This is a genomic window from Streptomyces sp. NPDC001070, from assembly GCF_053598835.1.
Genome location: NZ_JBSFLB010000006.1, coordinates 216941 through 241024 on the forward strand (window position 1 = coordinate 216941; position 24084 = coordinate 241024).

The following is a 24084-nucleotide window of genomic DNA, read 5'->3' on the forward strand; positions in this document are numbered from 1 at the left end:
GACGGTCCCGGTGCCGTCAGTTCTTGGTGCCGTCGACGATGACCGGAGCGCCGTTGGAACCCGTGCCGCAGGGCACCGCGTACACCGGGTGGGACTTCGCGGCCTCCCGGTAGGCGTCCAGGCACCGGTTGTAGAGGACCTTGTCGCTCAGCGACCGCTCGATGATCTTGTTGGCGTCGGCGATGCCCTGCGCCTCGATGCGCTTGCGCTCCGCCTCGGCCTTCGCCGTCCGGGCCGCCTCGACGGCCCGCTCCGTGGCCTGCTGCTGCTGGATCTTCTTGTCGATCTGCTCCTGGAGCTTGTCGGAGGGCCGCACATTGCGCAGGTTCACGGCCGTGACGTCGATGCCGCGCGGGGCCAGGCGCTCCTTGATCAGAGTGTCGATCTCCGCGCCGATCTGCTCACGGGCGGAGGCGTAACCCTCCTCGCTGGTGTGCTTGGCGAAGACGTTGCGGATGATCTCGCGGCTGTCGGGCAGCACCAGCCGCTGCTGGATGGCCTCCTCGTTGCCCGCCAGCCGGTAGAGCTCGACCGCCTTCGCGGGCACCGCGGCCCACTTGATCGTGACGTCGGCGTACAGCACGCCGCCCTGCGAGGAGCGGACCTCGACCACGTCCTTGTCGTAGAGGTTGAGGTCCACCGGGCGGGTGGAGAAGGAGGTGACGTCGGTGAAGGGCGACGTGAAGTGGATGCCGGAGGTCAGCGGCGTGCCGATCTTGCCGAAGGTCACCGGCACGCCGACCTCGTACGCGCTCACGACGTAGACGCAGGCGAAGACGCCGGCCAGCACACCCGCCACGGCGCTGAGCGCCGCTCCCAGCTTCCAGCCGACGGAGCTCTGGCTGCGGCCGACGAAGAACAGCACGACCGCCGCTATGAGCAGCAGGATGGACAGCACGAACACAGGAATCCCCCCTCGTGAAACGGACCGGCGCCACCGCTCGGGCGCGCCGCGCAGCGCATCGTAACCGCCCCGGGTGACCGCTTCGTTCGGTGCCGCGCGGGCTGTTGCGAGGCTGTTGCGGGGCCGTCGTGAGGTGCCGCGGGGGCTACTGCGCGCGCAGCGCCTGCGGGTCGTCCAGGACGGAGCGCACCACGCTGTACGCCGCCCCGAGCAGCACGCCCTCGCGGCCCAGCCGGGAGACGAGCACGGCGTCCGCCCGCCACTGGCGGTCCGTCACGCGGCGGCCCAGCTCCCGTTCGACGGCCGAGCGGAGCCACGGCGCGAGCGAGGCCAGCGTGCCGCCCAGCACGACGGCCTGCGGGTCCAGCAGGTTCACCGCGCCGCTCAGCGCGATCCCGAAGGCCTGCCCGGCGGCCGCGAGTGCCTTCAGCGCCGCCGGGTCCTCCTCCGCGGCGGCCGCGTGGAGCGCCTTCAGCGCGTCCGGCCGCTCCGGCGCGATCCCGGCGGCGCGCAGCACGGCCTCCTCGCCCGCGTACTGCTCCAGGCAGCCGCGGGCCCCGCAGGAACAGCGCGGGCCCGTCGGGTGTACCGGCACGTGGCCCAGCTCCCCGGCGAAGCCGCGCGCCCCGCGGAACAGACGGCCGTCGACGATCAGTGCCGCGCCGATGCCGATCTCCGCCGAGACGTGCACGAAGTCGGTGACGCCCTCGTGGCCGCCCAGCCAGAGCTCGGCGAGGGCGCCGAGATTGGCCTCGTTCTCGACGGTGACGGGGATGCCGGCGGGGGCGGCGGGACCGTCCGGGGCGGCGAACCAGCCGGCGGCGTCGACGTCCTCCCAGCCGAGGTTGGGCGCCCGCATCACGACCTGCCGGTCCCGGCCGACCAGGCCCGGCACCGCCAGCGTCAGGCCGGCGGGGGTGAGGCCGGCGGCCTGCGACTCCCGCCGCACCTCCGCGACGAGCGCCGCCAGTTCACGCAGCACCTCCGGCGCCGGGCGGCCGCGGTTGTCCGCCTCGACACGGGCGCGGGCGCGGACCGTGCCGCGCAGGTCGACCGCGATGGCGGCGAGGTGGTCAACCCCGACCTCGGCGCCGAGGCCCGCCGGGCCGGTGTCGTTCAGCGCGAGTGCGGTGCCGGGGCGGCCGACCGTACCGGGACGCTGGGCGCCGAGCTCGATGAGCAGCCCCGTGGCGAGCAGCTCGTCGACGAGGGTCGACACGGTGGCCCGCGTCAGTCCGACCTCGCCGGCGACGGCCGCGCGCGACACCTCGCCGTGGTCCGCCACGGCCTGCATCACCAGCGCCAGATTCCGCCGTCGCAGTCCTGCCTGCGACCCCGGCCCTTCCGCCACGCTCCGGTCCCCTTCCGCTGTCGTCCGTCATCCGTCCTGGTCACACGTTGTCCTGCCCCCACCCTCGCACGCCCCCTCCGGCCCGACCCCGCCCCACCCCCCTCCGCCGGCCGCACGGCCGGGGTGCTCACCGCCGGTGGGCGGCCTCGCGGGCACGGGCGGACGGCCCGCGGGGGCGCACCCGCACCGGGGTGCGCCGCCCCCCGGGGGTCACCGCACGCCGAATCCGTCCGCGAGCGCCGTGGCGAGGCGGTCGAGCGCGGCGTCGTCGCGGGCGACGGGGTCGTAGGAGGGGCCGGCCGTGGTGTTCCAGCGGCGGGCGACCGACTGCGGGGTCTCCCCGGTGAGCAGCCCCGCGGCCTGCGCGGCCGCCCCCAGCGCGACGAGCTCGTCCGCGACGGGGATCTGCACGGCCCGTCCCGACAGGCGCCGGACGGTCTCCCGCCACGCGGTGCCGCGGGCGCCGCCGCCGATGAGCAGCAGCGGGGCGTCCGAGGGGGCGCCGTCGACCGCGAGCACCTGGTCGAGGGCGGTCAGCAGGGCGTACGCCGCGCCGTCGTAGGCGGCCTGGAGGATCTGCCCCGGCGTGGTGTCGTGCCGCAGCCCCGTGAGCAGCCCGGAGGCGTACGGGAGGTTCGGGGTGCGCTCGCCGTCGAGGAAGGGGAGCAGCACCGTCCGGCCGCCCGGCTCGACCGCCTCGCGGTCCAGGGAGAGCAGCCCCGCGATCTTGTCGACGGCGAGGGTGCAGTTGAGGGTGCAGGCGAGCGGCAGCCAGTCGCCGTGCCCGCCCGCGAAGCCGGCGACGATCCCGGAGGGGTCGGTGGGCCGGGTGGCGGCGGGGGTGTACACCGTGCCGGAGGTGCCGAGGCTCAGCGCGGGCTGGCCGGGGGCGAGCCCGAGGCCGAGGGCCGCGGCGGCGTTGTCACCGGTGCCGGAGCCGACCAGGACGCCCTCGCGCAGAGGCAGCCCGGGCAGGGTGATCCCGGCGGCCTCGCCGGGGCCGAGGACCCGGGGCAGCAGGGCGGGGTCGAGGCCGATCTCGGCGAGGAGCGCCTCGTCGTACGCCTCGGTGTCCGTGGCCCACCAGCCCGTGCCCGAGGCGTCGCCCCGGTCGGTGACGCCGGCGCCGCTGAGCCGCTCTGTGAGGAAGTCGTGCGGGAGCCGCACCGCCGCCGCGGCCTTGGCCGTCTCGGGCTCGTGCGCGGCGAGCCAGGCCCACTTGGTCACGGTGAAGCTCGTGCCGGGCACGCTGCCGAAGCGTTCCGCCCACCACGCGGCGCCGTGCCGCTCGACCAGCGCGTCGGCCTGCGGCGCGGACCGTACGTCGTTCCACAGCAGGGCGGGCCGCAGGGGCCGGCCGACCGGGTCGAGGACGACCAGGCCGTGCTGCTGGCCGCCGATGGAGACGGCGTCGGCGCGCTCCGCGTACGGCCCGATCTGGGCGAGGGCGGTGCCGAGCGCGCGCCACCACACCTCCGGGTCGGTCTCGCGGCCGGCGCCCTCGCTGACCGTGTGCCGGGCCTGTCCCCTGGCCAGCACCTCACCCGTCTCCACGTCGACGGCGAGCACCTTGGTCGACTGGGTGGAACTGTCCACACCCAGCGCGATCGGTCCGTTACCCATCCTGCGGCTCCCTTCACAAAGCGGCTCCCGCATACTAATTTGTTCAACGGTCTTACGAATAGGAGCCGCCGCGATGAGTTTCACCCCCACCCCCGAGGACAAGTTCACCTTCGGTCTCTGGACCGTCGGCTGGCAGGGCCGCGACCCCTTCGGCGACGCGACCCGCCCCGCTCTCGACCCCGTCGAGAGCGTGAGCCGCCTGGCCGAGCTCGGCGCGTACGGCGTCACGTTCCACGACGACGACCTGATCCCCTTCGGGTCGGACGACACCGCCCGCGAGGGCCACATCAAGCGCTTCCGCCAGGCGCTGGACGCCACCGGCATGAAGGTGCCGATGGCCACCACCAACCTCTTCACCCACCCGGTCTTCAAGGACGGTGCCTTCACCTCCAACGACCGCGACGTCCGCCGGTACGCGCTCCGCAAGACCATCCGCAACATCGACCTCGCCGCCGAGCTCGGCGCGAAGGTCTACGTCGCCTGGGGCGGCCGCGAGGGCGCCGAGTCCGGCGCCGCCAAGGACGTGCGGGTCGCCCTGGACCGCTTCAAGGAGGCCTTCGACCTCCTCGGCGAGTACGTCCTGGAGCAGGGCTATGACCTTCGCTTCGCCATCGAGCCCAAGCCCAACGAGCCGCGCGGCGACATCCTGCTGCCGACCGTCGGCCACGCGCTCGCGTTCATCAACGAGCTGGCCCACCCCGAGCTCGTCGGCCTCAACCCCGAGGTTGGCCACGAGCAGATGGCCGGGCTGAACTTCCCGCACGGCATCGCCCAGGCGCTGTGGCACGGCAAGCTCTTCCACATCGACCTCAACGGCCAGTCCGGCATCAAGTACGACCAGGACCTGCGCTTCGGCGCCGGTGACCTGCGCTCCGCGTTCTGGCTGGTCGACCTGCTGGAGACGGCCGGCTACGAGGGCCCGCGCCACTTCGACTTCAAGCCCCCGCGGACCGAGGACTTCGGCGGCGTGTGGGCCTCGGCGGCCGGCTGCATGCGCAACTACCTCATCCTCAAGGACCGGGCCGCCGCGTTCCGCGCCGACCCGGCCGTGCAGGAGGCGCTGAAGGCCGCGCGCCTGGACCAGCTCGCGCAGCCGACCCTCGCCGAGGGTGAGACCCTGGCCGGTCTCCTCGCCGACCGCACCGCGTTCGAGGAGTTCGACGTCGAGGCCGCCGCGCAGCGCGGGTTCGCCTTCGAGCAGCTCGACCAGCTCGCGATGGACCACCTGCTCGGCGCGCGCTGACCTGCGGGAGACACGGTTGCCGCCGGGCACGGCCCGGCGGCACACTGCCGGGATGATCGAACTGCGGGTGCTCACCCCCGACGACTGGCCGCTCTGGCGGGAGCTGCGGCTGCGCGCGCTCGCCGACGCGCCGCAGGCCTTCGGTTCCCGGCTCGCGGACTGGCAGGGCGACGGCGACCGCGAGGAGCGCTGGCGCGGCCGGCTGGCCGTCCCCGGCTCGTACCACCTCGTCGCCCTCGTGGCCGGCAGGCCCTCCGGGATGGCGAGCGGCGTTCCGGGCGAACAGCCGGGCACCGCCGAGCTGATCTCGATGTGGGTGGCGGGCGACGCCCGCGGCCGCGGCGTCGCCGACCGGCTGATCCGGGCCGTCGAGGAGTGGGCCGCGGGGACCGCGGGCGCCGCCGTGCTCCACCTCGCCGTGGCCGAGGGCAACGCGCTCGCGACGGCCCTCTACCGGCGCAACGGCTTCGAGGACGCCGGCGGGCCCGGCGGCCTCATGCCCGACGGACGCCGGGAGCGCGTCATGACGAAGCGGCTCCCGGCGCCCCCGGTGTGACGATGATCACCAGGTGGTGATCGCCGGTCGGCGGTCACCGGTCGGCGGTCACCAGGCGAAGGCCTCCGGGGCCGGACCCGGGCCGGGGAAGATCTCGTCCAGCCCCGCCAGCAGCTCCTCGCCCAGTTCCAGCTCCACCGCGCGCAGCGCCGAGGCGAACTGCTCAGTCGTCCGCGGCCCCACGATCGGCCCGGTGACCCCGGGCCGGGTCAGCAGCCAGGCCAGCGCCACCTCGCCGGGCTCCAGCCCGTGCTTGTCGAGCAGGTCCTCGTACGCCTGCACCCGCGCGCGGACCGCCGGATCGGCCAGGCCCGCCGCGGACCGGCCCGTCTTGGTGCGCGCACCGCTGTTCTCGCGCTCCTTGCGCAGCGCGCCGCCCAGCAGGCCCTGGTGCAGCGGCGACCACGGGATCACGCCGAGGCCGTAGGCCCGCGCCGCCGGGATCACGTCCATCTCGGCGCGCCGCTCCGCGAGGTTGTACAGGCACTGCTCACTGACCAGGCCCATCGACCCGCGGTTCGCCGCGATCTCGTTGGCCTGCGCGATCTTGTGGCCGGGGAAGTTCGACGACGCCGCGTGGAGGATCTTGCCCTGCCGGACCAGCACGTCGACCGCCTGCCAGATCTCCTCGAACGGCGTGCGCCGGTCGACGTGGTGGAACTGGTAGACGTCGATGCGGTCCGTGCCGAGCCGCCGCAGGCTGGCCTCGACCGCCCTGCGGATGTTGAGCGCGCTGAGCCGGTCGTGGTTCGGCCACGACTCCTCGTTCCACGCCCTTCCGTCCGCCGACATGTTCCCGTAGCCCTTCGTGGCCAGGACCACCTTGTCGCGCCGACCCCCGCCCCGTGCGAACCAGGAGCCGATGACCTTCTCCGTCAGGCCCTTGTCCTCGGCGGTGCCGTAGATGTTCGCCGTGTCGAAGAAGTTGACCCCCGCGTCGAGCGCGGCGTCCATGATCGTGTGGCTGGTGGCCTCGTCCGTCTGCCCGCCGAAGTTCATCGTGCCCAGCACGATGCGGCCGACCTTGAGACCGGTGCGGCCGAGCTGTGTGTACTTCATGGGGCACCAGCCAACGCCTTCGAGTGAACTCACGGCAAGGCCGTTGCCCGGCTGGGGGCTTGCCGGTGTTCCGGGCCGGTTCCGCCGTACGTCAGGGAGCGGCCGGCAGCCGCACCGTGAAGCACGCGCCGCCCTCGGGGGAGGTGCCCGCGGCCGTGACGGTGCCGCCGAGGAGGCCGGTCAGGCGGTGGGCGATGGCCAGGCCGAGGCCGGTGCCGACCGGGCGGAGGCCGCGGTAGCGGGTGGCCAGGGCGGCGCGGTGGAAGACGACGGCGAGGTCGTCGTCGGTGAGGCCCGGACCGCCGTCGCGGACCTCGAACACGGCCTCGGAGCCCTCGGCGCGCAGCGCGAGCACGAGCGGCCGGCCCGCAGGGGTGACCCGCAGGGCGTTCTCGGCCAGGCCGTCGAGGAGTTGCCGGACCCGGAAGGGGTCGGTGTCGGCGAGCAGCGGGCGGCCGGGGCGTTCGAGGCGGAAGCCGACGTCGTGGCGGGCGCAGCGGCCGGCCCACACGACGCCGGCGTCCTCGACGAGGGCGTCGAGGTCGGTGGTCCCCACGTCGAGCCTGAAGTCGTCGGCCTCCAGGCGGGCGAGGTCCAGCAGGTCGCGCACGAAGCCGTCGAGGCGGCCGGTCTCGGCGAGCAGGGTGCGGCCCACCTCGGTGAGTTCGCCGGGGCCGATCACGCCGTCGGCCAGTGCCTCGGCGTAGCCGCGTGCGGTGGTCAGCGGGGTGCGGATCTCGTGCGAGACGGAGAGCAGGAACTCGCGCTGCCGGTTCTCGCTGCGGGCGAGGGCGGAGTCGAGGGCGGTGAGCGCGGCTGCGAGTTCGGCGACCTCGGCGGGGCCGTCGCCGGGCAGGGCCAGCCCGCGTTCGCCGGCGGCGAGGCGGCGGGCGGTACGGGCCGCCCCGGTCAGCGGACGGGCCAGGCGCCGGGCCAGCAGGGCACCGGCGAGGGCCGCGCCCGCCAGACCGACGACCAGCGGCACCGCCAGACCACCGCGGATGCGGGCGGCGGCCTCGTCCACCGCGGTGAAGGGCTTGGTGAGCACCACCGCGCCGCCGTTGCGGGAGGGGTGACCCTCCACCAGCACGGGATGCCCGTGGAGCGTGGCCGTCGCCGAGGCGGCCTCACCGCCGCGCAGCGCCGCGAGCACGGCCGTGGTGACGGCGGGCGCCGCCGGGCCGGCCGCCGTCCCGTCCGGGGCGACCACCGCGAGCTCGACACCGTTCGACCCGGCCAGTCGCTGGTCCCGTTCCAGCAGCAGCGACGACAGCGCCGGTGTGCGGCTCAGCACGTCGGCCTGCCGGGCCAGCTGATCGCGTTCCTGCACCTCGGCGTTGGTGCGGATCGTGTGCCAGGACGCCAGCCCTGCCAGCAGGACGGCGACGGCCGCCACGGCGGTGGTGAGCAGCACGATGTCCCCCGCGAGCGACCCGCGCCCGCGGCCCTGGCCCTTCGGGCCCCCGCGCCACTTCATGGTGCGCCCCCGTTCTCCGTGCGCCGGCGCGCCCCGGCGCGGATGCCGGCGGCGGCGCCCAGGCTGTGGCGGTGTGCCGATGCCGTGACGGCGCGATGGCTGCCCGCCCCCGTGGCCGGCCGGGCACCGCGGGCCGCGACCGTAGGCTCTGCCGTCCGGCGGGCATCCGCCAACCCGCCGCCCCGTGCGGGGCCGCGGTGCGCGGCGCGGCCCGGCCCCGCCGACGCCGGGAAGGCGCGGCGTGTGGCCGGGGTGTCGTGGCGGCCCGCCCGCGGTGCGCGGCTTACGGCCGAGGGCGCGTGTGCCGGTGGGGTGGCCGTGGGCTCGTCGCCCGGGGTGCGGCGGTCCTTCGCGGGGGTGCGGTCCGTGACGCGGCGGGCCGGAGTCCCCGACGCCGGGACGGGGGGCCCGGTGGGGGTGTCGCGCGGGCTCGCCTGCGGCGGGCCGCCGGTGGCCGGGCGGTCCTTCGCGGGGGTGCGGTCGGCGGAGGCGGGAGCGGCTGACGCCCGCGCGCGGAGGAACCGCCCGGTGGGGGCGGCGTGGTGGGGCGCGGTCACGCGGGGGCGGGGCGGGGAGGGGCGGCGCTGTAGCCGACGCCGCGGATCGTGCGGATCAGGGTGGGGTCGCCGAGCTTGGAGCGCAGCTGGGAGATGTAGACGTCGACCACGCGGCCCTCGCGGTAGTCCGGCCGGCCCCAGACGTGGGCGAGCAGCTGGTCGCGGGTGAAGACCTGGCCGGGGCGGCTCATCAGGCAGGCCAGCAGGTTGAACTCCGTGGTGGTCAGGGCGAGCGGCAGGCCGTCCTTGTGGACGGTGCGGCGCACCGGGTCCAGGGCCACCGGGCCCAGCGTGTGCGGCCGTTCGCCGCGGGGCGGGCCGTCCACGCGGCGCAGGACGGTCTTGACGCGGGCGACGAGCTCACGGGGCGAGAAGGGCTTGATGATGTAGTCGTCCGCGCCGAGTTCCAGCCCCAGGATCCGGTCGGCCTCCTCGTCGCGCGCGGTGACGAGGAGGACCGGCGTCCAGTCGCCCTCGTCGCGCAGCGCGCGGCAGAACCCGGTGCCGTCGAGGCCGGGCAGGCCGATGTCGAGCACGATCGCCACCGGCCGCAGCCGGCGTGCCGCGGCGAGCCCGGAGAGCCCGTCGGCCTCCACATGGACGCCGAAGCCCTCCCGTGTCAGGTACAGCCGCTGCAGGTCGGCGATGTGCCGTTCGTCCTCGACGACCAGGACGAGGCCGCGTTCTTCCGCCATGGCCCGATGCTAACCACCCCCCTTGCGCCGGCCCGGCCGGCGGCGGGGATCCTGACACTCCCCGAACACTCCGCCAACGCCCCCCTTGCGTTCGTCGGCCAGCATGCGGGTGGTGCCCGGCGGACCGGCCGGGCGGAGGGAGGACACGGTCTTGGCATTCCCACCCGCCGGCGCGGAGCCCGCGTTGCCGGCCGTCGCCCTGGCGGCGGGCGCCGTCGCGCTCGTCGCCGTCGTACTGCTGCTGCGGCGGACCCGTTCGCCGCACCCCGCGGAGCCGGATCTGGAGCCGGAGCCGGATCCGGCGGAGCGCGAGCCCGCGGAGCCGGGGCCCGGCCTGCTCCACCGGGCCGGACGCGGCTGCGCCCGGCACCCGTGGCGGGTGATCGCCGCCTGGCTGCTGGTGCTGCTGGCCGCGGTCGCCGCGGAGCGGGCCTGGGGCGGTGCGTACGAGGACGACTTCGCGCTGCCCGGCACCTCCGCGCAGACCGGCGCGGACCTCCTCGACGCCCACGGCGCGCCCGGCACCCGGGGCACGGCCTCGCAGCTCGTGCTGCGGGCCCGGCACGGAGGACTGGCCGGCCACCGGGAGTCCGTGGCCGCGGCGGTCGCCCGCGTCGCGGACCTGCCGCACGTCCTGTCCGCCGCCGACCCGCTGGCCACCCCGGGCGCGGTGTCGGCCGACGGGACCATCGGCTGCATCACCGTCCGCTTCGACAAGAACCCCGTGACCCTCGGCCCCTCCTACGTCGGCGAGGTCGACACGGCCACCTCGGCCCTGCGCGCCGACGGCGTCACCGTGGAGTACGGCGGCCAACTCGGCCAGTTGGCACGTCCCAAGGCGGCGGACCGGGTCTCGGAGGTGATCGGCCTGGGCACCGCCGTGGCCGTGCTGCTGCTGGGCTTCGGCAGCCTCGCGGCCGCCGGGCTGCCGCTGCTCACCGCCGTCCTCGGACTGGGCGCCGGGATGGCCGTGCTCGGGCTGCTCGCGGCGGCCTGGTCCTTCGGCGCCGCCGCCCCGACGCTGGCGACGATGACGGGCCTCGGCGTGGGCCTGGACTACGCGCTGTTCCTCACCACGCGCCACCGAGGGCTGCTGCACACCGTCGACGATCCCGTGGAGGCCGCCGGCCGCGCCCTCGCCACCAGCGGCCGGGCCGTGATCGTGGCGGCCGCCACGGTCGCGATGGCCCTGGCCGGCCTGTACGCCTCGGGGGTCGCCTTCATCGGCACGCTCGGCGCCGCCGCGGGCGTCACGGTGGCGGTCGCCGCCGTGGCCTCGCTGACCCTCACCCCCGCGCTGCTCGGGCTGCTCGGCCGCCGGATCGACCGCTGGCACGTCCGCCCGCCGGTCGACGAGCCCGCCCCGGGCGGCGCCGACGTCTGGCACCGGTGGGCCCGCGTCGTCGGGAGGCGGCCCTGGCTCTTCCTCGCCGCGGGCGTGCTGGCGCTCGGGGTGCTCACCGTCCCGCTGGCCTCCATGCGGCTGGGGCACATCGACGCCGGTGCGGGACCGGCCGGGTACACCGACCGCCGCGCGTACGACCTGCTCTCCGAGGGCTTCGGCCCCGGCACCAACGGCCCGCTCACCGTGGTCGCCGCCCTCGACCGGGACCGCACGCGTACCGGTGCCGACCGGGAACGGCTGGCCGCCTCGTTGCACGACGCCCTCGCCGGCGCCGAGGGCGTCGCCTCCGCGACCACCCCGGCCGCGACCCCCGACGGGGCCCTGCTCGTCGCGACCGTCACCCCCAGCGGAGGGCCCGAGGACCGGTCCACCTCCGACCTGGTGCACCGCCTGCAGGACGACGTGCTCCCCGCCGCCCTCCGGGACAGCGGCGCCGAGGGCCACGTCACCGGGACCACGGCCGCCCAGCTGGCCTTCCGGGACGTCGTGCGGGACCGGCTCCCGGTGATCGTCGCGGTGGTCGTCGGCGCGGCGTTCCTGCTGCTGCTCGCCGTCTTCCGCAGCCTGCTGGTCGCGGTCAAGGCCGCGGTGCTCAACCTGCTCTCGATCGGGGCCGCGTACGGCGTGGTCGTGGCCGTCTTCCAGTGGGGCTGGGGCGGTTCGTGGCTGGGCGTCGGGGAGACCGTCCCGGTGGAGTCCTACGTCCCGATGATGATGTTCGCCATCGTCTTCGGTCTGTCCATGGACTACGAGGTCTTCCTGCTCTCCCGGATCCGCGAGTCCTGGCTGGCGACGGGCGACAACCACGGGAGCGTGGCGACCGGGCTCGCCGCCACCGCGCGGGTCATCTCCTGCGCCGCGATCGTCATGACGAGCGTGTTCCTGGCCTTCCTCCTCTCGACCAGTGTCGTCATCAAGATGCTGGCGCTGGGGCTCGGGGTCAGCGTCGTCATCGACGCCACGATCGTCCGGCTGCTCCTCGTCCCGGCGACGATGTACCTGTTCGGCCGGGCCAACTGGTGGCTACCGGCCCGGCTGGACCGGCTGCTGCCGCGTCTGGACCCGGAGGGCGGCGGCCACGGGGCGGCGGCTCCCGCCCCGGCGCTCGCCGAGGCCGGCGGGGAGGCACGATGACGGCCCGGCGGCGGCGCCGGGCCAGGACCGTCCTCGCGGTGGCCGCCGCGCTGACGGCCCTGACCGGCGGGGCGGGTGAACTGATCGCCCGGGGCGTCGTCCACCACCGCGTGGCGGCCGCGGCGGCCCGCGCGTTCGGCGTGGCCCCGGACCGGGTGACGGTCGGAACGGAGGACGGGTCCGCGCTGCTCGCCCTCGCTCACCGCAGGCTGGACCGCGTCGAGTTGAGCAGCGACGGCGCCACCGTGGGGCGGCTGCCAGGGGTCTCGGTGGACGTTCGCATGGACGACCTGCGGCTCGGGGGCGCGCCGACCGTCGGGTCGACGCACGCCGACGTCCGCGTTCCCGCCGGGGCGCTGGCGGCGCGCTCGGGGGGCGACGCCGGTGACGCGGACGGCGTGCTGCCCGTCACCGCCGTGGTCCCCGACCCGGCCGCCGGCACACTGCGGCTCGAACTCGGCGGCGGGATCGGCCGGGTGACCGTGCGGCCGGTGCTGCGCGACGGCCGTGTGACGCTCACGGTGACCGGCGCGGAGTTCCTGGGCCGGGCCGCCGCGCCGGCGGTCGTCGACCGGATCGAGCGGCGGCTGGCGGAACGGTCGCCGCGGGCGCGCTATCCCCTCGCGCTGCGGGCGACCTCCGCCGACGTCACCTCCGCCGGCCTGCGCGTCACCCTCGACGGCGGCCGTGCCGCACTGCCCCGACGGGCGGCTCAGGCGGCCTGACCGTCCGCGACGCCCTTGGCGAAGTCGGCGCGCAGCCGGGCGAGTTCGTCGTCCGGCACCGCGCGCGCCCAGGCGTCCGGGAGACCGCGGACGGTGTGGTTCTTGCTGGTCGCGGCGGTGTAGGTGGCCGTGCAGGTCAGCGAGACGGTGCCGGAGGGGCGCATCTTCTTGTGGTAGGCGCAGGTCTTGACCTTGCGGCCGTCGAGGGTGATGCCGATGGTGATCTCCGCGTAGACGGCGTCGTCGGCGTTCTCCTCGGCGTACGCGCCGTCGTACACGGAGTTCTGGATGGTGAAGCGGGCGGTGCAACTGCTGTTGCCGCAGGGGGTGAAGCGGGCCTTGCCCGTGGTGCTGAAGCCGATCGCCGGGTCGACGGCGGACTTCAGGGCGGTGAGGTCCTGTCCGTAGGCCTCGGTGAAGGTCTTGAGATCGGCGCCGTCGAGCGCGGTGACCGTGGTGTCCAGGCCCTCGGGGAGGGGCAGCGGCCCCGAGGCGCCGACGGAGTTCCCGGAGGCGAGGCGCAGCAGGGTGCGGGGGGAGGAGTCGCTGATCCAGAAGCGGCCGGTCGTCGTGCTCAGCAGCGTGGCGGGACGTCCGGCCACCGTGGTGGACGAGACGGAGTCCGGGCGGCCGCGGTCGGCGGCGTCGCGGAGCAGGGCGGAGACGTTGGCCGGGTCCAGCGGGGCCGTCAGGTCGTCGATCTCGGGCAGGTCGCCGGAGGAGTCGAGCCAGCGGTCGTCGATCCGGTCGAGGAGGTCGCCGGTGTAGCCGCGGTCCTTCCAGTAGGCCCTGTCGGCCTTGGCGAGGCGGTGGTCGTCGGTGGTGAGCAGCCGCACGGTGGCCCCCTCGTCCCGCAGCGAGCCGCGGCCCCAGCCGCCCTGGGTGGTCTGCAGGTCGAAAGGGGTGTTCGTGCCGCTGTCGAGGGCGAAGTCGCCCCGGTAGGACAGGACCTGGGTGTTGCCGACGGTCTCCGAGGCCTCGCGCAGCATGCGCTCGGCCTCCGCGGCCGGGTCCTTGCTCGCGGTGGCCGACGGACCGTTGCCGTCCCCGGAGCCGTCGCCGCTCCAGGGCGCCCATATGAGGAGGCCGGCGACGAGGGCCGCGGTGGCGAGTCCGGCCGCGGCCAGCAGCGGGCCGCGCCGCCGGGGCCGCGGCGGGGGGAATCCGGGGTGGGGCGGGTACCAGGGCGATCCGTGGTGGGCCTGCGGCTGCGGCGCGTACGGCGGTTGCGGCGCGTACGGCGGCATCGGCGCCCCGTACGGCGGTGGCGGCGGGGGAGGCGGCGGTCCGAAGCCGCCGCCTCCCGTGCCGTCTCCCGTCCCGTGACCGGGGCCCCAGCCGCCGCCCCACGGCGTTCCGTCCGTCATATCCGCGTCTCCCCATCCTGTGCGGTCACTCGTGCGGTCACCGATGTCCCCGTGAGGACGCTTCTCATTCAGGCGCCGACCTTCTCATCCGCCCCACATCCCCGCCTCAGCCTTCCGCGAATCCGCGGTCGTGGCGTCTCGCCGTGGCCTCGCACGGGTGCCCCGCAACCACGGTCCCCCATCGGGGCGACACGCGAGGATAAGCATGTTTCTCATCCACCTCAGGTGCGAACTCCGCCGCCGGCGCAAGGCCGCCCTGGGCATATCGCCGGGGCCGGCCCTCGGCATCGCGCTCGTCATCACGGTCAACTCGGTCTCGGCCGGCATGACACAGGCCCAGGGCAAGGTACTGGAGTCGCTGTACGGCCTCGGCACCGACGTGACCGTCACCAAGGCGCGCACCGAACCGTCGTCCGGCAGTAGCGGGGCGTCCCGGTCCGAGTTCGATACCGACGACAACGGCATTGCGAGGAAGCGGAGTTCCGACAACGTGATGGTGCAGGGCTTCCAGGTGAGGTGACCGTGACCGGCAACCCCGAGGCCACGGGGCCCGTTCCGGCGGAGGCCCCGGCACGCGGCCCCCGCCGGGTACCGACCGGTGCGGCGGTCGCCGCACGGTACCCCCCGGGAGGTGCGCGGGGGGTTTCTCATGCGGCTCTCATCCCCAGCTCACACTCTCATCACAGCTGGTTCCTACCGTCGCCACGGCGGGAGGGAGGTACGGCCCTCCCTCCCGCATCCCGTTCTTCCGACTCGGCGAGGAATCGCATGTTCTTCACGTATCTCCGGCGCGAACTCCGACGCCGCAGAAAGGCGGCGCTCGTCATCGCGATGGGCCTCGCGCTGGGCATAGCCCTGGTGATCACCGTCAACTCGGTGTCGGCCGGCATGACACAGGCCCAGGGCAAAGTGCTGGAGTCGCTGTACGGCCTCGGCACCGACATGACCGTCACCAAGGCCGCGGACCCGAGCTCCGCCTCCGCCGAACGGCCGCGGTTCCAGTTCGACGCGCGCGGCGACGACAAGGAGCAGAGCAGCGACCGCGTCATGGTGCAGGGCTTCCAGTCGCTGAAGTCCTCGGTCGTCGGCCAGGTCGACGGACAGAGCGGGGTCAAGGAGGCGGTCGGCGGGCTGAGCCTGGTCGTCATCAAGGTCAACGGCCAGTTCCAGCGCGGTGAGTTCCAGCAGCCCCCCAACGGCGGCAACCGGCAGAGGGGCGGGGGTGCCGGGCAGCCCCAGGGTACGGTGCGCGGTGGCGGCGCCGACTTCGACATCAACAACTTCACCGTCTACGGCACGGACGTCACCCATCTCGGCCTCGGCCCGCTGACCTCCTCGAAGATCACCAAGGGGAAGTCCTTCACTAGCGCGCAGAGCACTGCCAAGGTCGCGATCCTGGACAGCGCCTACGCGAAGCAGAAGAAGCTGACCGTCGGCAAGACGCTCACGATCTCCGGCACCAAGTTCGAGATCATCGGCATCGCGACGGCCGACAGCGGTTCCTCCTCCGCCAACGTCTACATCCCGCTGAAGCAGGCGCAGACGCTCGCCGACGCCAAGGACAAGGTCACCACGATCTATGTGAAGGCCGACGACTCCCAGAAGATCGACTCCGTCAAGGCGGCGATCCAGAAGAACATCTCCGGTACGACGGTGACCACCTCCTCGGACCTGGCCTCCACCGTCTCCGGTTCGCTGTCCACGGCCTCGAACCTCGCCACCAACGTCGGCAAGTGGCTCTCGATCGCCGTGCTCATCGCGGCCTTCCTCGTGGCGGGACTGCTGACCTCATCCGCCGTCAGCCGCCGGGTGCGCGAGTTCGGCACCCTCAAAGCGCTCGGCTGGAAGAGCGGCCGCGTCATCCGCCAGGTCATGGGCGAGGCCTTCGTCAACGGCCTCATCGGCGGGGCCCTCGGCATCGCCCTGGGCCTCGGCTGCGCGTATCTGATCACGACGATCAGCCCGACCCTGGAGGCCACCGTGGGCGGCGGTGCCGGCGGCCCGGGCGGCGGTCCGGGCGGCTTCGCGGGCGGTCCCGCCCGGCGCGCGGCCTCCGGCGCCCTGAAGATCGCACTGGAGGCGCCGGTGAACGTCAGCACCATCGTCCTCGCGGTGGTCCTGGCGGTCGCCGGAGGTCTGATCGCGGGCACCTTCGGCGGCTGGCGGGCCTCGCGGCTGCGTCCCGCGGACGCCCTGCGCCGCGTCGAGTAGCCCGTACGCGCGCCCCACGAGTCGGGGGGCCGCGTTCGGCACCTTCCCCCGGCGTGACGCGGCCCCCGCCTTTCCCCCTTCAGGACTTCAGGAGTCACCTCATGTACAAGCTGAGCGGCGTGACCAAGCGCTACTCGCGCGGCAAGGACGTCGTGGACGCGCTGCGCGGCGTCGACCTGGTCATCGAGGACGGCGACCAGCTCGTCATCCAGGGCCCCACCGGTGGCGGCAAGTCGACGCTGCTGCAGATGCTCGGGGGCCTGGACCGCCCGACGGCGGGCTCGGTGGAGCTGGACGGCGTCGACCTGGCCCGGCTGGGCGAGGCCCGGCTGACCAAGGTCAGGTCCGAGAACATCGGCATCATCTTCCAGAGCTTCAACCTGATCCCGACCCTCACCGCCCAGGAGAACGTCGAGACCGCCCTGGTGCCGCTGCGCGTCAAGGCCTCGGAACGCCGTACCCGTGCCGCCGAGGCCCTCGCCTCCGTCGGTCTCGGCGACCGGCTGCACCATCTGCCGGGCGAGCTGTCGGGCGGTCAGCAGCAGCGGGTGGCGATCGCCCGCGCCCTGGTGAAGCGGCCCAAGGTGCTGCTCGCCGACGAGCCCACCGGCGCGCTCGACGAGGACACCCGGGACGAGATCCTGGCGCTCCTGGAGGGGTTGTGGAAGGAGTACGGGCTGACCTTCGTCATGGTCACCCACGACTCCGCCATCGCCCGGCGCGCGACCCGGGTCGCCACCATCAAGAAGGGCCGGGTCACGATCACCGACCGGACGCCCGCGGCGTGAGAACGCCTCCGCGCGGCCCCCGGCGCAGCGGTGACGGGGGCCGTGCGGCGTTCAGTCCGTGACGCCCAGGTCCTCGCGCATCAGGCGCTGCAGGGTCCTGAGCCGCGGCTCGGCCTCCTTGAGGGCGTCGAGCACGCTCTGCGGGCTCTCGCCGTCCCGCGTGAGGCCGCGGTCGAGCCGCTTGGCCGCGGCGTCCGCCTCGGCCAGGATCCGGTTGACGTCCCGCGAGGCCGCGAGGATCCGCTCCGGGACGATCATCTGGGCCTCGGCGTACCGGTCCCGGTAGTCGCGGCGGGACTCCTCGACCTGGTCCCGCTCCTCGGCGGAGTACACCCCGTCCCGGATCCGGTGCAGGGCGTCCTTGAGCAGCGTGTGGAACTGCCGCGAGGCGCGGTTCATCGCCGTGTACACCGATCGGCGCTCCTCGAACCGGCGCAGCCGTTCGGCCTCCGCGGCCTCCGTCAGACGCCGCCGGTCACTGCCGCGCTGGGCGAGCACGGGGGCCAGCAGGGTGCCCAGCACACCGACGACTGCCGTGATCACCGCGCCGAACGTGGCATTCATGGTCCGGTTCCTATCCCGCCCGGCGGGGCGGCGCAAGATACGGGCGATCCCCGGGCCCGCCTGGGGCGCCGGGGATCGCTCGGGCGAGGAGGGCCGGTCAGTCGCGCTGCGCGCTGGCCGGGAGCTGCCGCAGGTTCAAGGTGCCCGCCGCAGAGGAACTGCTGGTGTTGAAAGCGTAGTTCAGCATCTTGGCGGCGTCGGTGTAGCGCGCGTCACCCGAGCTGCTGTGGAGCAGGACGCCGACGACCGTGCGGCCGTTGCGGGTGGCGGCGAAGATCAGGCACGGGCCCGCGGAGGTGCCGGTGCCGGTCTTGATGCCGATCGCGCCGCTGTAGGAGCCCAGCAGCTTGTTGGTGTTGTACCAGGTGTACGTCCGGCCGTTGGTGGCCTTCTGCACGGTCTTCTGGGTCTTCACGACTCCGCGCAGCGTGCTGTACGTCAGCGCCTTGCGGGCCAGGGCGGCCGCGTCGCGCGGCGTGGTGTAGTTGTTGCCGGCCGAGGATATGCCGTCGAACGAGTCGTACTTGGTGTTCGTCATCCCCAGCTTGCCGGCCGTGGTGTTCATCTTCTTGATGAACGACTTGGTGCGGGCCGAGACGGTGGTGCCGGTGCCGTAGGTGTCGGCAAGCGCCATCGCCGCGTCGCAGCCGGACGGCAGCATCAGTGCGTAGAGCAGCTGCTTGACGGTGACCTTGTCCCCGGTCTTCAGGTCGGCGGTGCTGGCGCCGTTGCGGGTGACGTAGTTCCGGTAGTCCTGCTTGATGGTGACCTTTTTGTTCAGGTCGAGGTTCGCCGTGCCGAGGACCGTGACGGCCGTCATCACCTTGGTGGTGCTGGCCATCTGCCGCTTGGTGTCCGCGCCCTTGCTCCACAGCTTCTTGTTCGCCGTGTTGTCCAGGAGGTAGGCGCCCTTGGCGGTCACCGTGGGTGGCGCGGGGGCCGCATAGGCGGGAGCGGCCAGCGGGGCAGCGACGACGAGGGCGCCGGACGCCAGGAGTGCGGCCCCGAGCCGGTGAGTCCTCGTGATGCCGAGTCTCAACGAAACTCCATGGGTTGATGGGATGGGATCAGGGGCACATCCTGACACCCGTCCGGCGAACACTTGCTCGGAGGGGTGGCATTGTGACGTGACGCGTACAAAAGGCGGGCGACCCGCCCGGAACGGAGGAATTCGTTCCGGATGGGTCGCCCTGATTAGTGCCGTTCTGGGCTACCTCGCGAGGTACGCGTTGTAGATCACCTGGGAGAGGGTGTTGCCCTTCTTGTCGCTGACCAGGGCCTTGAAGGAGACGCCCTTGCCCGACTTGGGGTTCTTCAGCGTCACCTTGCCGCTCTTGACGGTCAGCTTGGACCAGTGGGCGCCGCCGTCGGTGGAGTAGTACACCTTGAGCGACTTCAGGTTGCGGCCCGCGGCCGAACCCTGGACCGTCACCGGCACCTTGACCGTGGCCTTCGCCTTGGAGGTGCTGGTGCTCGACAGGGAGGGGGTGAAGCGGACGACCGAGGCCGGCAGCGCGGCCAGGGTGGCCTCGGAGACGTGCTTGGAGGAGAACGTCCAGGACGCGGTGATCCGGGTGCTGACGGCCGCGACCTTGCTGCGGGTCACCGAGGTGGTCAGCCGGTAGTCGGCATTGGCGCGCCCGACGGTGAAGAAGGCGCCGTCGTCGAGCGTGCCGTCGACGGTCCCGACCTTCGTGCCGTTGCGGTAGATGGTCGTGGTGGCCTTGTCGTAGGACGTGAAGCCGTTGTGGCCCTGGCCGTCGGTGAAGAGGCCGGCGGAGCCGAAGATCTCGTCACCGGACCGGTAGAGGCCCGACTGCTTGTCCAGCTTCGGGCCGAAGACACCCACGTTGAAGCTGCGGCTGTAGCTCTTGCCCTTGGTGTAGCTCCGCGCCGGGACCGCGTAGTAAGCCTCCGGGGTCTCGCCGGAGGAGTCGGTCTGCAGGAAGTCCTGCGCCCAGGTGACCCCGGAGCCGTTGACGTACACGGTCCTGGTGAGCGGCAGCCTGGAGAGGAAGCCGCTCGGCATCACCATGGCCTCGTTCACGAACGGGGTGTGGAACAGCGCACCGAGCTTGTTCCGCGCCGAGGAGCCGGCCGTGGTGCTGATCTTCGCCAGGTCGGTGCTCTTCACGGTCCTGGTGTAGCCCGTGTAGAAGGACTTGGTCCGGCCGTACGCCACCGAGTAGACCTTCGAGCCGTGCTCGAACAGGCCGGCGACGGTCGCCTGGTACTGCGCGGCGGTCAGCGCGGGACCGGTGTGCGCGGTACGGAAGTCCTTGAGCGCGCCGGTGTTGATGCCCAGGCCGTTGCCGCTCATGCCGTAGTTCAGGTTGTAGGCGACCATGAGGTCCGTCTGCCTGGCGGCCCGGTCCGGCAGCGTGAACGCGAACGGCTTCGCCTTGCTCGCGTCGAGCGTCAGCACGGTGTTCCGGGTGAGCTTGACCACCGGGCGGCTCACCCAGTTCATGCTCTTCAGCGTCCGGCCGTCGGCCGCCAGCTTCACGATGAGGCTGTCGACGGCGTAGTCGCCCTTGGGCAGGCGCAGCACGGTGCTGCCGCCGTCGTTGGTCAGTTCCTCGGACGCGTCGACGTTCAGACCGGTGACCAGGGTGTCGAAGGTCGCCGCGGCCCGGCCGTCGCGGTCCAGGTTGTCGATCCGCAGGTCGTACGACTCGGCCTCGCGCACCACGCCCGCCGCGGTGCGTACGGACCGCGTCCCGTCGGTGGCCACCACGGCCGCGCTGTACGCGCCGTCGAGGGTGCCGCCGAGGGTGGTGTCGGCGGTCAGCGCCGCCTCGGCGGTGCCTCCGGCCGGGACGGTCACCTGCTGCTTGTCCAGCGTGAAGAAGCCCGCCGGGGCCGCCCCGCCGTTCGGGCCCTTGCCCGTGACCGACAGGTCCAGCGTGACGTCCGAGGTGCCGGAGTTCCGGTACGTGATCGTCCGGGACTGCCGGGCGTCGTCGTTGTGCGGCCACTGGGCGACACCGAAGCTCAGCGAGACCGGCTCGGCGACGACGTCCTGGTGGATCGCCCTGGCCAGGTCGATCTGGCCGGAACCCTGCTGGAAGGCGGTGTAGCCGCCGTCCGCCGTGGAGCCGACGAGCGCGGCCTTGATCTGCGTGCCCGTCCAGTCCGGGTGCTCCTGGGCGAGGATGGCCGCGGCGCCCGCCACGTGCGGGGTGGCCATCGAGGTACCGGAGATGGTCAGGTAGCCGTCCGCCGGGTGCGGGACCCCGGGGTCGGTGTCGATGACACTGCCCTTGGCCGCGGCCGCGGTGATGTCCACGCCGGGGGCGGTGACATCGGGCTTGACCGCGCCGTCGCCCACGCGCGGGCCGCGCGAGGAGAAGTCGGCGAGCTTGGAGTCCTTGTCGACCGCGCCGACGGTCAGCGCGGCGTCCGCGCTGCCGGGGGAGCCGACCGTCGAGTCGTCGTCGCCCTCGTTGCCCGCCGCGATGACGAACAGCGTGCCGGTGTCCGCGGAGAGGCGGTTGACCGCCTCCTCGATCGGGTCCACGCCCGGGGTGTCGGCGCCGCCGAGGCTCAGGTTGGCCACCTTGGCGCCGGACGCGGCGGCCCACTCCAGGCCCGCGATGATGCCGGCGTCGTCACCGTAGCCCTCGTCGTCCAGCACCTTGCCGCTGATGATCTGCGCGCCCGACGCCACGCCCTTGTAGGCTCCGGCCGACTTCTCGCCCGTGCCGGCGGCGATGGAGGCGACGTGCGTGCCGTGGCCGAAGTGGTCGAGCAGGTTGTCGGCGGTGGAGAAGTTCTTCTCGGCGACGACCCGGCTGGTCAGGTCCGGGTGGCTCTTGTCGACGCCGGTGTCCAGCACCGCGATCTTGACGCCGGTTCCGTCGTAGCCGGCGTCCCAGGCGTCCGGCGCATGGATCTGCCGGGTGTTCCAGCTCGGCTCGGCCGCGGCCTTCTGGATCGCGTTCAGCCAGACCGTGCGCAGTCCGGACTCGGCGGCCGCGTACGGGGAGCCCGACACGTCGTTGGTCAGCGCCGTCCATACCCCGGCCGCCTCGTCCTGGGGCGCGGTGACGGACTCGCCGTTCAGCCGCTTGAAGGTGTGGGTCACCTTGGCGCCGTCGGCCTGGTGCAGTTCGGTCCTGGCCTCGGGCCTGCTGCCCTTGTAGGTGACGATCAGTCCGAGGCCGCGGTGCTCGGCGGCCCTGCGGTACTCGGCGCGGCTCAGCGTGGTCACGTCGAAGAGCCGGCGGTCGACCCGGCCCTTCGCGATGAGCTGCACCGCGTCCTGCGGGACGACGTAGACGTGCCCGTGCTGCCGGCGTATCTGCACCGGTATGTTCTCGCGCCCCTTGGCACGCTTGAGGGCGACGGGCTTGCCCTTCGCGTTCACGGCGACCTGGTCACCCGTGATCAGCGTGATCCACGTGCTGTTCCTGGCCGCCGTGGCGGACGCCGAGCGGGCCGGCTCCGGGCCCGACGGCCCGGCCGCGGTGGCCGGTACGACGGCGCCGGCGGTCAGTGCCGCCGCGACCCCCGTTGCGAGCGCTGTCGCGCGCGCCTTTCCCCATCGTGAGTGCAACTCTTCCCCTTGTGTCTGCGTCATGACACGCGGGAGGCCTCGTTCCCGGGCGCGCGCACGCGATGTTCCCCCACGGCGTTCCCCCCGATGATGCCCCCACCTTGCATACGGAGTATGTACCTGCTGTCGCGAACAGCTCAAGAGCCGCACAGCGAACGCCCCGTCAAATTCGGCCACGCGTGCCACGGGTGGAGCGTTCGGGGTGGTTCGAGAGGCTCTGGAGCGCGGTTCGTTGAAGCGCTTCGACAGACGTCTGGACACCTGAACCCGGCCCGGAATACGGTCGGAGTCGAAGCGCTTCACCACCCCCGGCCGGACGGAGGACCGGATGGTCACACTCGCCGAGGTCGCCCGGCACGCCGGAGTCTCCGCCAGCACCGTGTCGTACGTCCTGAGCGGCAAGCGGTCCATCTCCGACGGCACGCGCAGGCGGGTCGAACAGAGCATCCAGGAACTCGGCTACCACCCGAACGCCGGCGCGCGGGCGCTGGCCAGCAGCCGTTCGAACATCATCGCCCTCATGGTGCCCCTCCGTACAGACATGTACGTCCCCGTCATGATGGAGATCGCCATGGCCGTCGCCACGACGGCCCGTCAGTACGGCCACGACGTGCTCCTGCTCACCGGCGAGGAGGGCCCCACCGCGGTCCGCCGGGTCGCGGCCAGCGGACTCGCCGACGCGATGATCCTCATGGACGTCGAGCTGGAGGACGAGCGGATCCCGCTGCTGCGCGCCGCGGGCCGGCCCGCCGTGCTCATCGGCCTGCCCGCCGACACCACCGGTCTCACCTGCGTCGACCTGGACTTCGAGGCCACCGGTGCGCTGTGCGCCGCCCATCTCGCCGACCTCGGCCACCGCTCCGTCGCCGTCGTCGGCGAGGCCGCCGCCGTCTACCGGCGCCACACCGGCTTCGCCGAGCGCACCCTCCAGGGCCTGCGCTCCGCCGCCGCCGAGCGCGGCCTGCGGCTCATCCACCGCCCCTGCGAAGGCAGTTACGAGTCCACCGCCGGCACCCTCTCCCGCATCTTCGAGGAACGGCCCGACACCACCGCGCTCGTCGTCCAGAACGAGTCCGCCATCGGCCCCCTCCTCGCGCTCCTGCGGCAACAGGGCCGGGCCGTGCCCGAGGACGTCTCCGTGGTCGCCGTCTGCCCCGAACAGGTGGCCACCCAGGCCGCCCCCCAGCTCACCTCGGTCGCCATCCCCGCGCAGCAGATGGGCCGCCACGCCGTCGAGCTCGTCATCGCCAAACTGACCGGGAACCCCGCGGAGGAGGTCCGGCTCCTCGGGCCCGAGCTGACCGTACGCGCGAGCAGCGGCCCGCCGCCCCCCGTGTGAGGGCGACGGAGCCCGAGCCCCGCCCGGTCGACGCATCAGTTGCCGAACCACACCACCCGGCGCACGTTCTCCCTCCGTGCAGCCCGGCGAGGACCCGCATCACCATCCCCACGGGCTGCCACGCACCGTCCGGTGCGACGGCGCCGCTCCGTCGCGGCCGCTCCACCCGGCAGAGCCGGTCGCCGTCGCCCCGCTCCGTCCCTCGGGCCGGCCGGGCTCCCCGTCCAGTACCGGCCGGCCGGCGCGGCGGGGCCGAGGTCGCCGCGGTCGGCCAGGACCAGCGCGCACAGTGCCGCCATCGTCTTGGTGAGGACCGGACATCGGCGATCGTGTCCCGCTGCCACGGGACCGCGCGGTCCGCGTCGGCGGACCCGCCCCAGACGTCCACCACCGGTTCGCCGTCGACCAAGACCGCGACCGAGGCGCCCGCGTCCCCGTCGTCCAGCAATCGGGCCGGCGCACTCGGCACCGCGGTGAACAGGTCGTCGTACGTGCCCTGGATATCGGCCGTGCGCCGTATGAACGCCC

17 protein-coding genes and 2 pseudogenes are annotated in these 24084 nt (G+C 73.6%); 8 read left to right on the forward strand and 11 right to left on the reverse strand.

The features are described 5' to 3' along the window. Positions 1–16: 16 nt before the first annotated feature. The 3 genes from ACWDAS_RS10205 to xylB all read right to left on the reverse strand — a co-directional run bounded on the left by ACWDAS_RS10205 (position 17) and on the right by xylB (position 3878). Complete coding sequence (locus tag ACWDAS_RS10205) at positions 17–904, reverse strand: prohibitin family protein (RefSeq protein ID WP_450388417.1); 888 nt, start codon at positions 902–904, stop codon at positions 17–19. Between the two features lie 145 nt (positions 905–1049). Then, positions 1050–2198, reverse strand: a complete 1149-nt coding sequence (locus tag ACWDAS_RS10210) for an ROK family protein (protein WP_450388519.1) — start codon at positions 2196–2198, stop codon at positions 1050–1052. A gap of 267 nt (positions 2199–2465) precedes the next feature. Continuing rightward, positions 2466–3878, reverse strand: coding sequence for a xylulokinase (gene xylB, locus ACWDAS_RS10215; RefSeq protein ID WP_450388418.1), 1413 nt, complete (start codon positions 3876–3878; stop codon positions 2466–2468). A gap of 73 nt (positions 3879–3951) precedes the next feature. Between xylB and xylA the strand changes: the two genes are divergently transcribed. Then, positions 3952–5121: a xylose isomerase gene (gene xylA, locus ACWDAS_RS10220; protein ID WP_450388419.1), complete on the forward strand. Its 1170-nt coding sequence runs from the start codon at positions 3952–3954 to the stop codon at positions 5119–5121. Positions 5122–5173: 52 nt separating this feature from the next. After that, the gene (locus ACWDAS_RS10225; protein ID WP_450388420.1) at positions 5174–5677 is read left to right on the forward strand and encodes an N-acetyltransferase family protein; all 504 of its coding nucleotides are present in this window, start codon (positions 5174–5176) and stop codon (positions 5675–5677) included. Between the two features lie 48 nt (positions 5678–5725). Here ACWDAS_RS10225 and ACWDAS_RS10230 read toward each other — a convergent pair whose 3' ends face one another. From ACWDAS_RS10230 to ACWDAS_RS10240, 3 genes are all read right to left on the reverse strand, one after another. After that, positions 5726–6736: an aldo/keto reductase gene (locus ACWDAS_RS10230; protein ID WP_450388421.1), complete on the reverse strand. Its 1011-nt coding sequence runs from the start codon at positions 6734–6736 to the stop codon at positions 5726–5728. Between the two features lie 91 nt (positions 6737–6827). After that, positions 6828–8213: a sensor histidine kinase gene (locus ACWDAS_RS10235; RefSeq protein WP_450388422.1), complete on the reverse strand. Its 1386-nt coding sequence runs from the start codon at positions 8211–8213 to the stop codon at positions 6828–6830. 553 nt (positions 8214–8766) lie between these two features. Continuing rightward, a complete protein-coding gene (locus ACWDAS_RS10240; protein WP_450388423.1) occupies positions 8767–9465 on the reverse strand; it encodes a response regulator transcription factor in 699 nt (232 codons plus the stop codon). A gap of 103 nt (positions 9466–9568) precedes the next feature. Here ACWDAS_RS10240 and ACWDAS_RS10245 point away from each other — a divergent pair, with 103 nt between their 5' ends. Together ACWDAS_RS10245 and ACWDAS_RS10250 are read left to right on the forward strand one after the other, a co-directional pair. After that, entirely contained in the window at positions 9569–12004 is a 2436-nt protein-coding gene (locus ACWDAS_RS10245) for an MMPL family transporter (protein WP_450388424.1), read from the forward strand. Beyond that, positions 12001–12729, forward strand: a complete 729-nt coding sequence (locus ACWDAS_RS10250; RefSeq protein WP_450388425.1) for an LmeA family phospholipid-binding protein — start codon at positions 12001–12003, stop codon at positions 12727–12729. Before ACWDAS_RS10245 ends, ACWDAS_RS10250 begins: the two co-directional genes overlap by 4 nt. Here ACWDAS_RS10250 and ACWDAS_RS10255 read toward each other — a convergent pair. After that, positions 12717–14096 carry a hypothetical protein gene (locus ACWDAS_RS10255; protein ID WP_450388426.1) on the reverse strand — a complete coding sequence of 460 codons (1380 nt, stop codon included), beginning with the start codon at positions 14094–14096 and terminating at the stop codon, positions 12717–12719. The genes ACWDAS_RS10250 and ACWDAS_RS10255 overlap by 13 nt on opposite strands. 205 nt (positions 14097–14301) lie before the next feature. Here ACWDAS_RS10255 and ACWDAS_RS10260 point away from each other — a divergent pair. The 3 genes and pseudogenes from ACWDAS_RS10260 to ACWDAS_RS10270 form a co-directional block, all read left to right on the forward strand. Next, positions 14302–14607: pseudogene (locus tag ACWDAS_RS10260) on the forward strand (ABC transporter permease); the annotation flags it as partial. Positions 14608–14864: 257 nt separating this feature from the next. Then, positions 14865–16307, forward strand: coding sequence for an ABC transporter permease (locus ACWDAS_RS10265; RefSeq protein WP_450388427.1), 1443 nt, complete (start codon positions 14865–14867; stop codon positions 16305–16307). A 101-nt stretch (positions 16308–16408) separates the two neighbouring features. Next, the gene (locus ACWDAS_RS10270; RefSeq protein ID WP_450388428.1) at positions 16409–17095 is read left to right on the forward strand and encodes an ABC transporter ATP-binding protein; all 687 of its coding nucleotides are present in this window, start codon (positions 16409–16411) and stop codon (positions 17093–17095) included. A gap of 51 nt (positions 17096–17146) precedes the next feature. Here ACWDAS_RS10270 and ACWDAS_RS10275 read toward each other — a convergent pair whose 3' ends face one another. The 3 genes from ACWDAS_RS10275 to ACWDAS_RS10285 all read right to left on the reverse strand — a co-directional run bounded on the left by ACWDAS_RS10275 (position 17147) and on the right by ACWDAS_RS10285 (position 22217). Further along, positions 17147–17659 carry a hypothetical protein gene (locus tag ACWDAS_RS10275; RefSeq protein ID WP_450388429.1) on the reverse strand — a complete coding sequence of 171 codons (513 nt, stop codon included), beginning with the start codon at positions 17657–17659 and terminating at the stop codon, positions 17147–17149. Positions 17660–17756: 97 nt separating this feature from the next. Then, positions 17757–18698, reverse strand: a complete 942-nt coding sequence (locus ACWDAS_RS10280) for a D-alanyl-D-alanine carboxypeptidase family protein (protein WP_450388430.1) — start codon at positions 18696–18698, stop codon at positions 17757–17759. A 171-nt stretch (positions 18699–18869) separates the two neighbouring features. Continuing rightward, complete coding sequence (locus ACWDAS_RS10285; RefSeq protein ID WP_450388431.1) at positions 18870–22217, reverse strand: S8 family peptidase; 3348 nt, start codon at positions 22215–22217, stop codon at positions 18870–18872. 328 nt (positions 22218–22545) lie between these two features. Here ACWDAS_RS10285 and ACWDAS_RS10290 point away from each other — a divergent pair, with 328 nt between their 5' ends. After that, positions 22546–23556, forward strand: a complete 1011-nt coding sequence (locus ACWDAS_RS10290; RefSeq protein WP_450388432.1) for a LacI family DNA-binding transcriptional regulator — start codon at positions 22546–22548, stop codon at positions 23554–23556. Positions 23557–23780: 224 nt separating this feature from the next. On the opposite strand, the pseudogene ACWDAS_RS10295 reads toward ACWDAS_RS10290, so the two are convergent. After that, positions 23781–24076: pseudogene (locus tag ACWDAS_RS10295) on the reverse strand (serine hydrolase domain-containing protein); the annotation flags it as partial. Between the last annotated feature and the right edge of the window lie 8 nt (positions 24077–24084).

Coding starts and splice junctions, on each gene's coding strand:
- ACWDAS_RS10265 (WP_450388427.1), top strand. CDS start 14,865: ATGTTCTTCACGTATCTCCGGCGCGAACTCCGACGCCGCAGAAAGGCG.
- ACWDAS_RS10225 (WP_450388420.1), top strand. CDS start 5,174: ATGATCGAACTGCGGGTGCTCACCCCCGACGACTGGCCGCTCTGGCGG.
- ACWDAS_RS10210 (WP_450388519.1), bottom strand. CDS start 2,198: ATGCAGGCCGTGGCGGACCACGGCGAGGTGTCGCGCGCGGCCGTCGCC.
- ACWDAS_RS10255 (WP_450388426.1), bottom strand. CDS start 14,096: ATGACGGACGGAACGCCGTGGGGCGGCGGCTGGGGCCCCGGTCACGGG.
- ACWDAS_RS10235 (WP_450388422.1), bottom strand. CDS start 8,213: ATGAAGTGGCGCGGGGGCCCGAAGGGCCAGGGCCGCGGGCGCGGGTCG.
- xylA (WP_450388419.1), top strand. CDS start 3,952: ATGAGTTTCACCCCCACCCCCGAGGACAAGTTCACCTTCGGTCTCTGG.
- ACWDAS_RS10250 (WP_450388425.1), top strand. CDS start 12,001: ATGACGGCCCGGCGGCGGCGCCGGGCCAGGACCGTCCTCGCGGTGGCC.
- ACWDAS_RS10275 (WP_450388429.1), bottom strand. CDS start 17,659: ATGAATGCCACGTTCGGCGCGGTGATCACGGCAGTCGTCGGTGTGCTG.
- xylB (WP_450388418.1), bottom strand. CDS start 3,878: ATGGGTAACGGACCGATCGCGCTGGGTGTGGACAGTTCCACCCAGTCG.
- ACWDAS_RS10270 (WP_450388428.1), top strand. CDS start 16,409: ATGTACAAGCTGAGCGGCGTGACCAAGCGCTACTCGCGCGGCAAGGAC.
- ACWDAS_RS10240 (WP_450388423.1), bottom strand. CDS start 9,465: ATGGCGGAAGAACGCGGCCTCGTCCTGGTCGTCGAGGACGAACGGCAC.
- ACWDAS_RS10290 (WP_450388432.1), top strand. CDS start 22,546: ATGGTCACACTCGCCGAGGTCGCCCGGCACGCCGGAGTCTCCGCCAGC.
- ACWDAS_RS10230 (WP_450388421.1), bottom strand. CDS start 6,736: ATGAAGTACACACAGCTCGGCCGCACCGGTCTCAAGGTCGGCCGCATC.
- ACWDAS_RS10245 (WP_450388424.1), top strand. CDS start 9,569: ATGCGGGTGGTGCCCGGCGGACCGGCCGGGCGGAGGGAGGACACGGTC.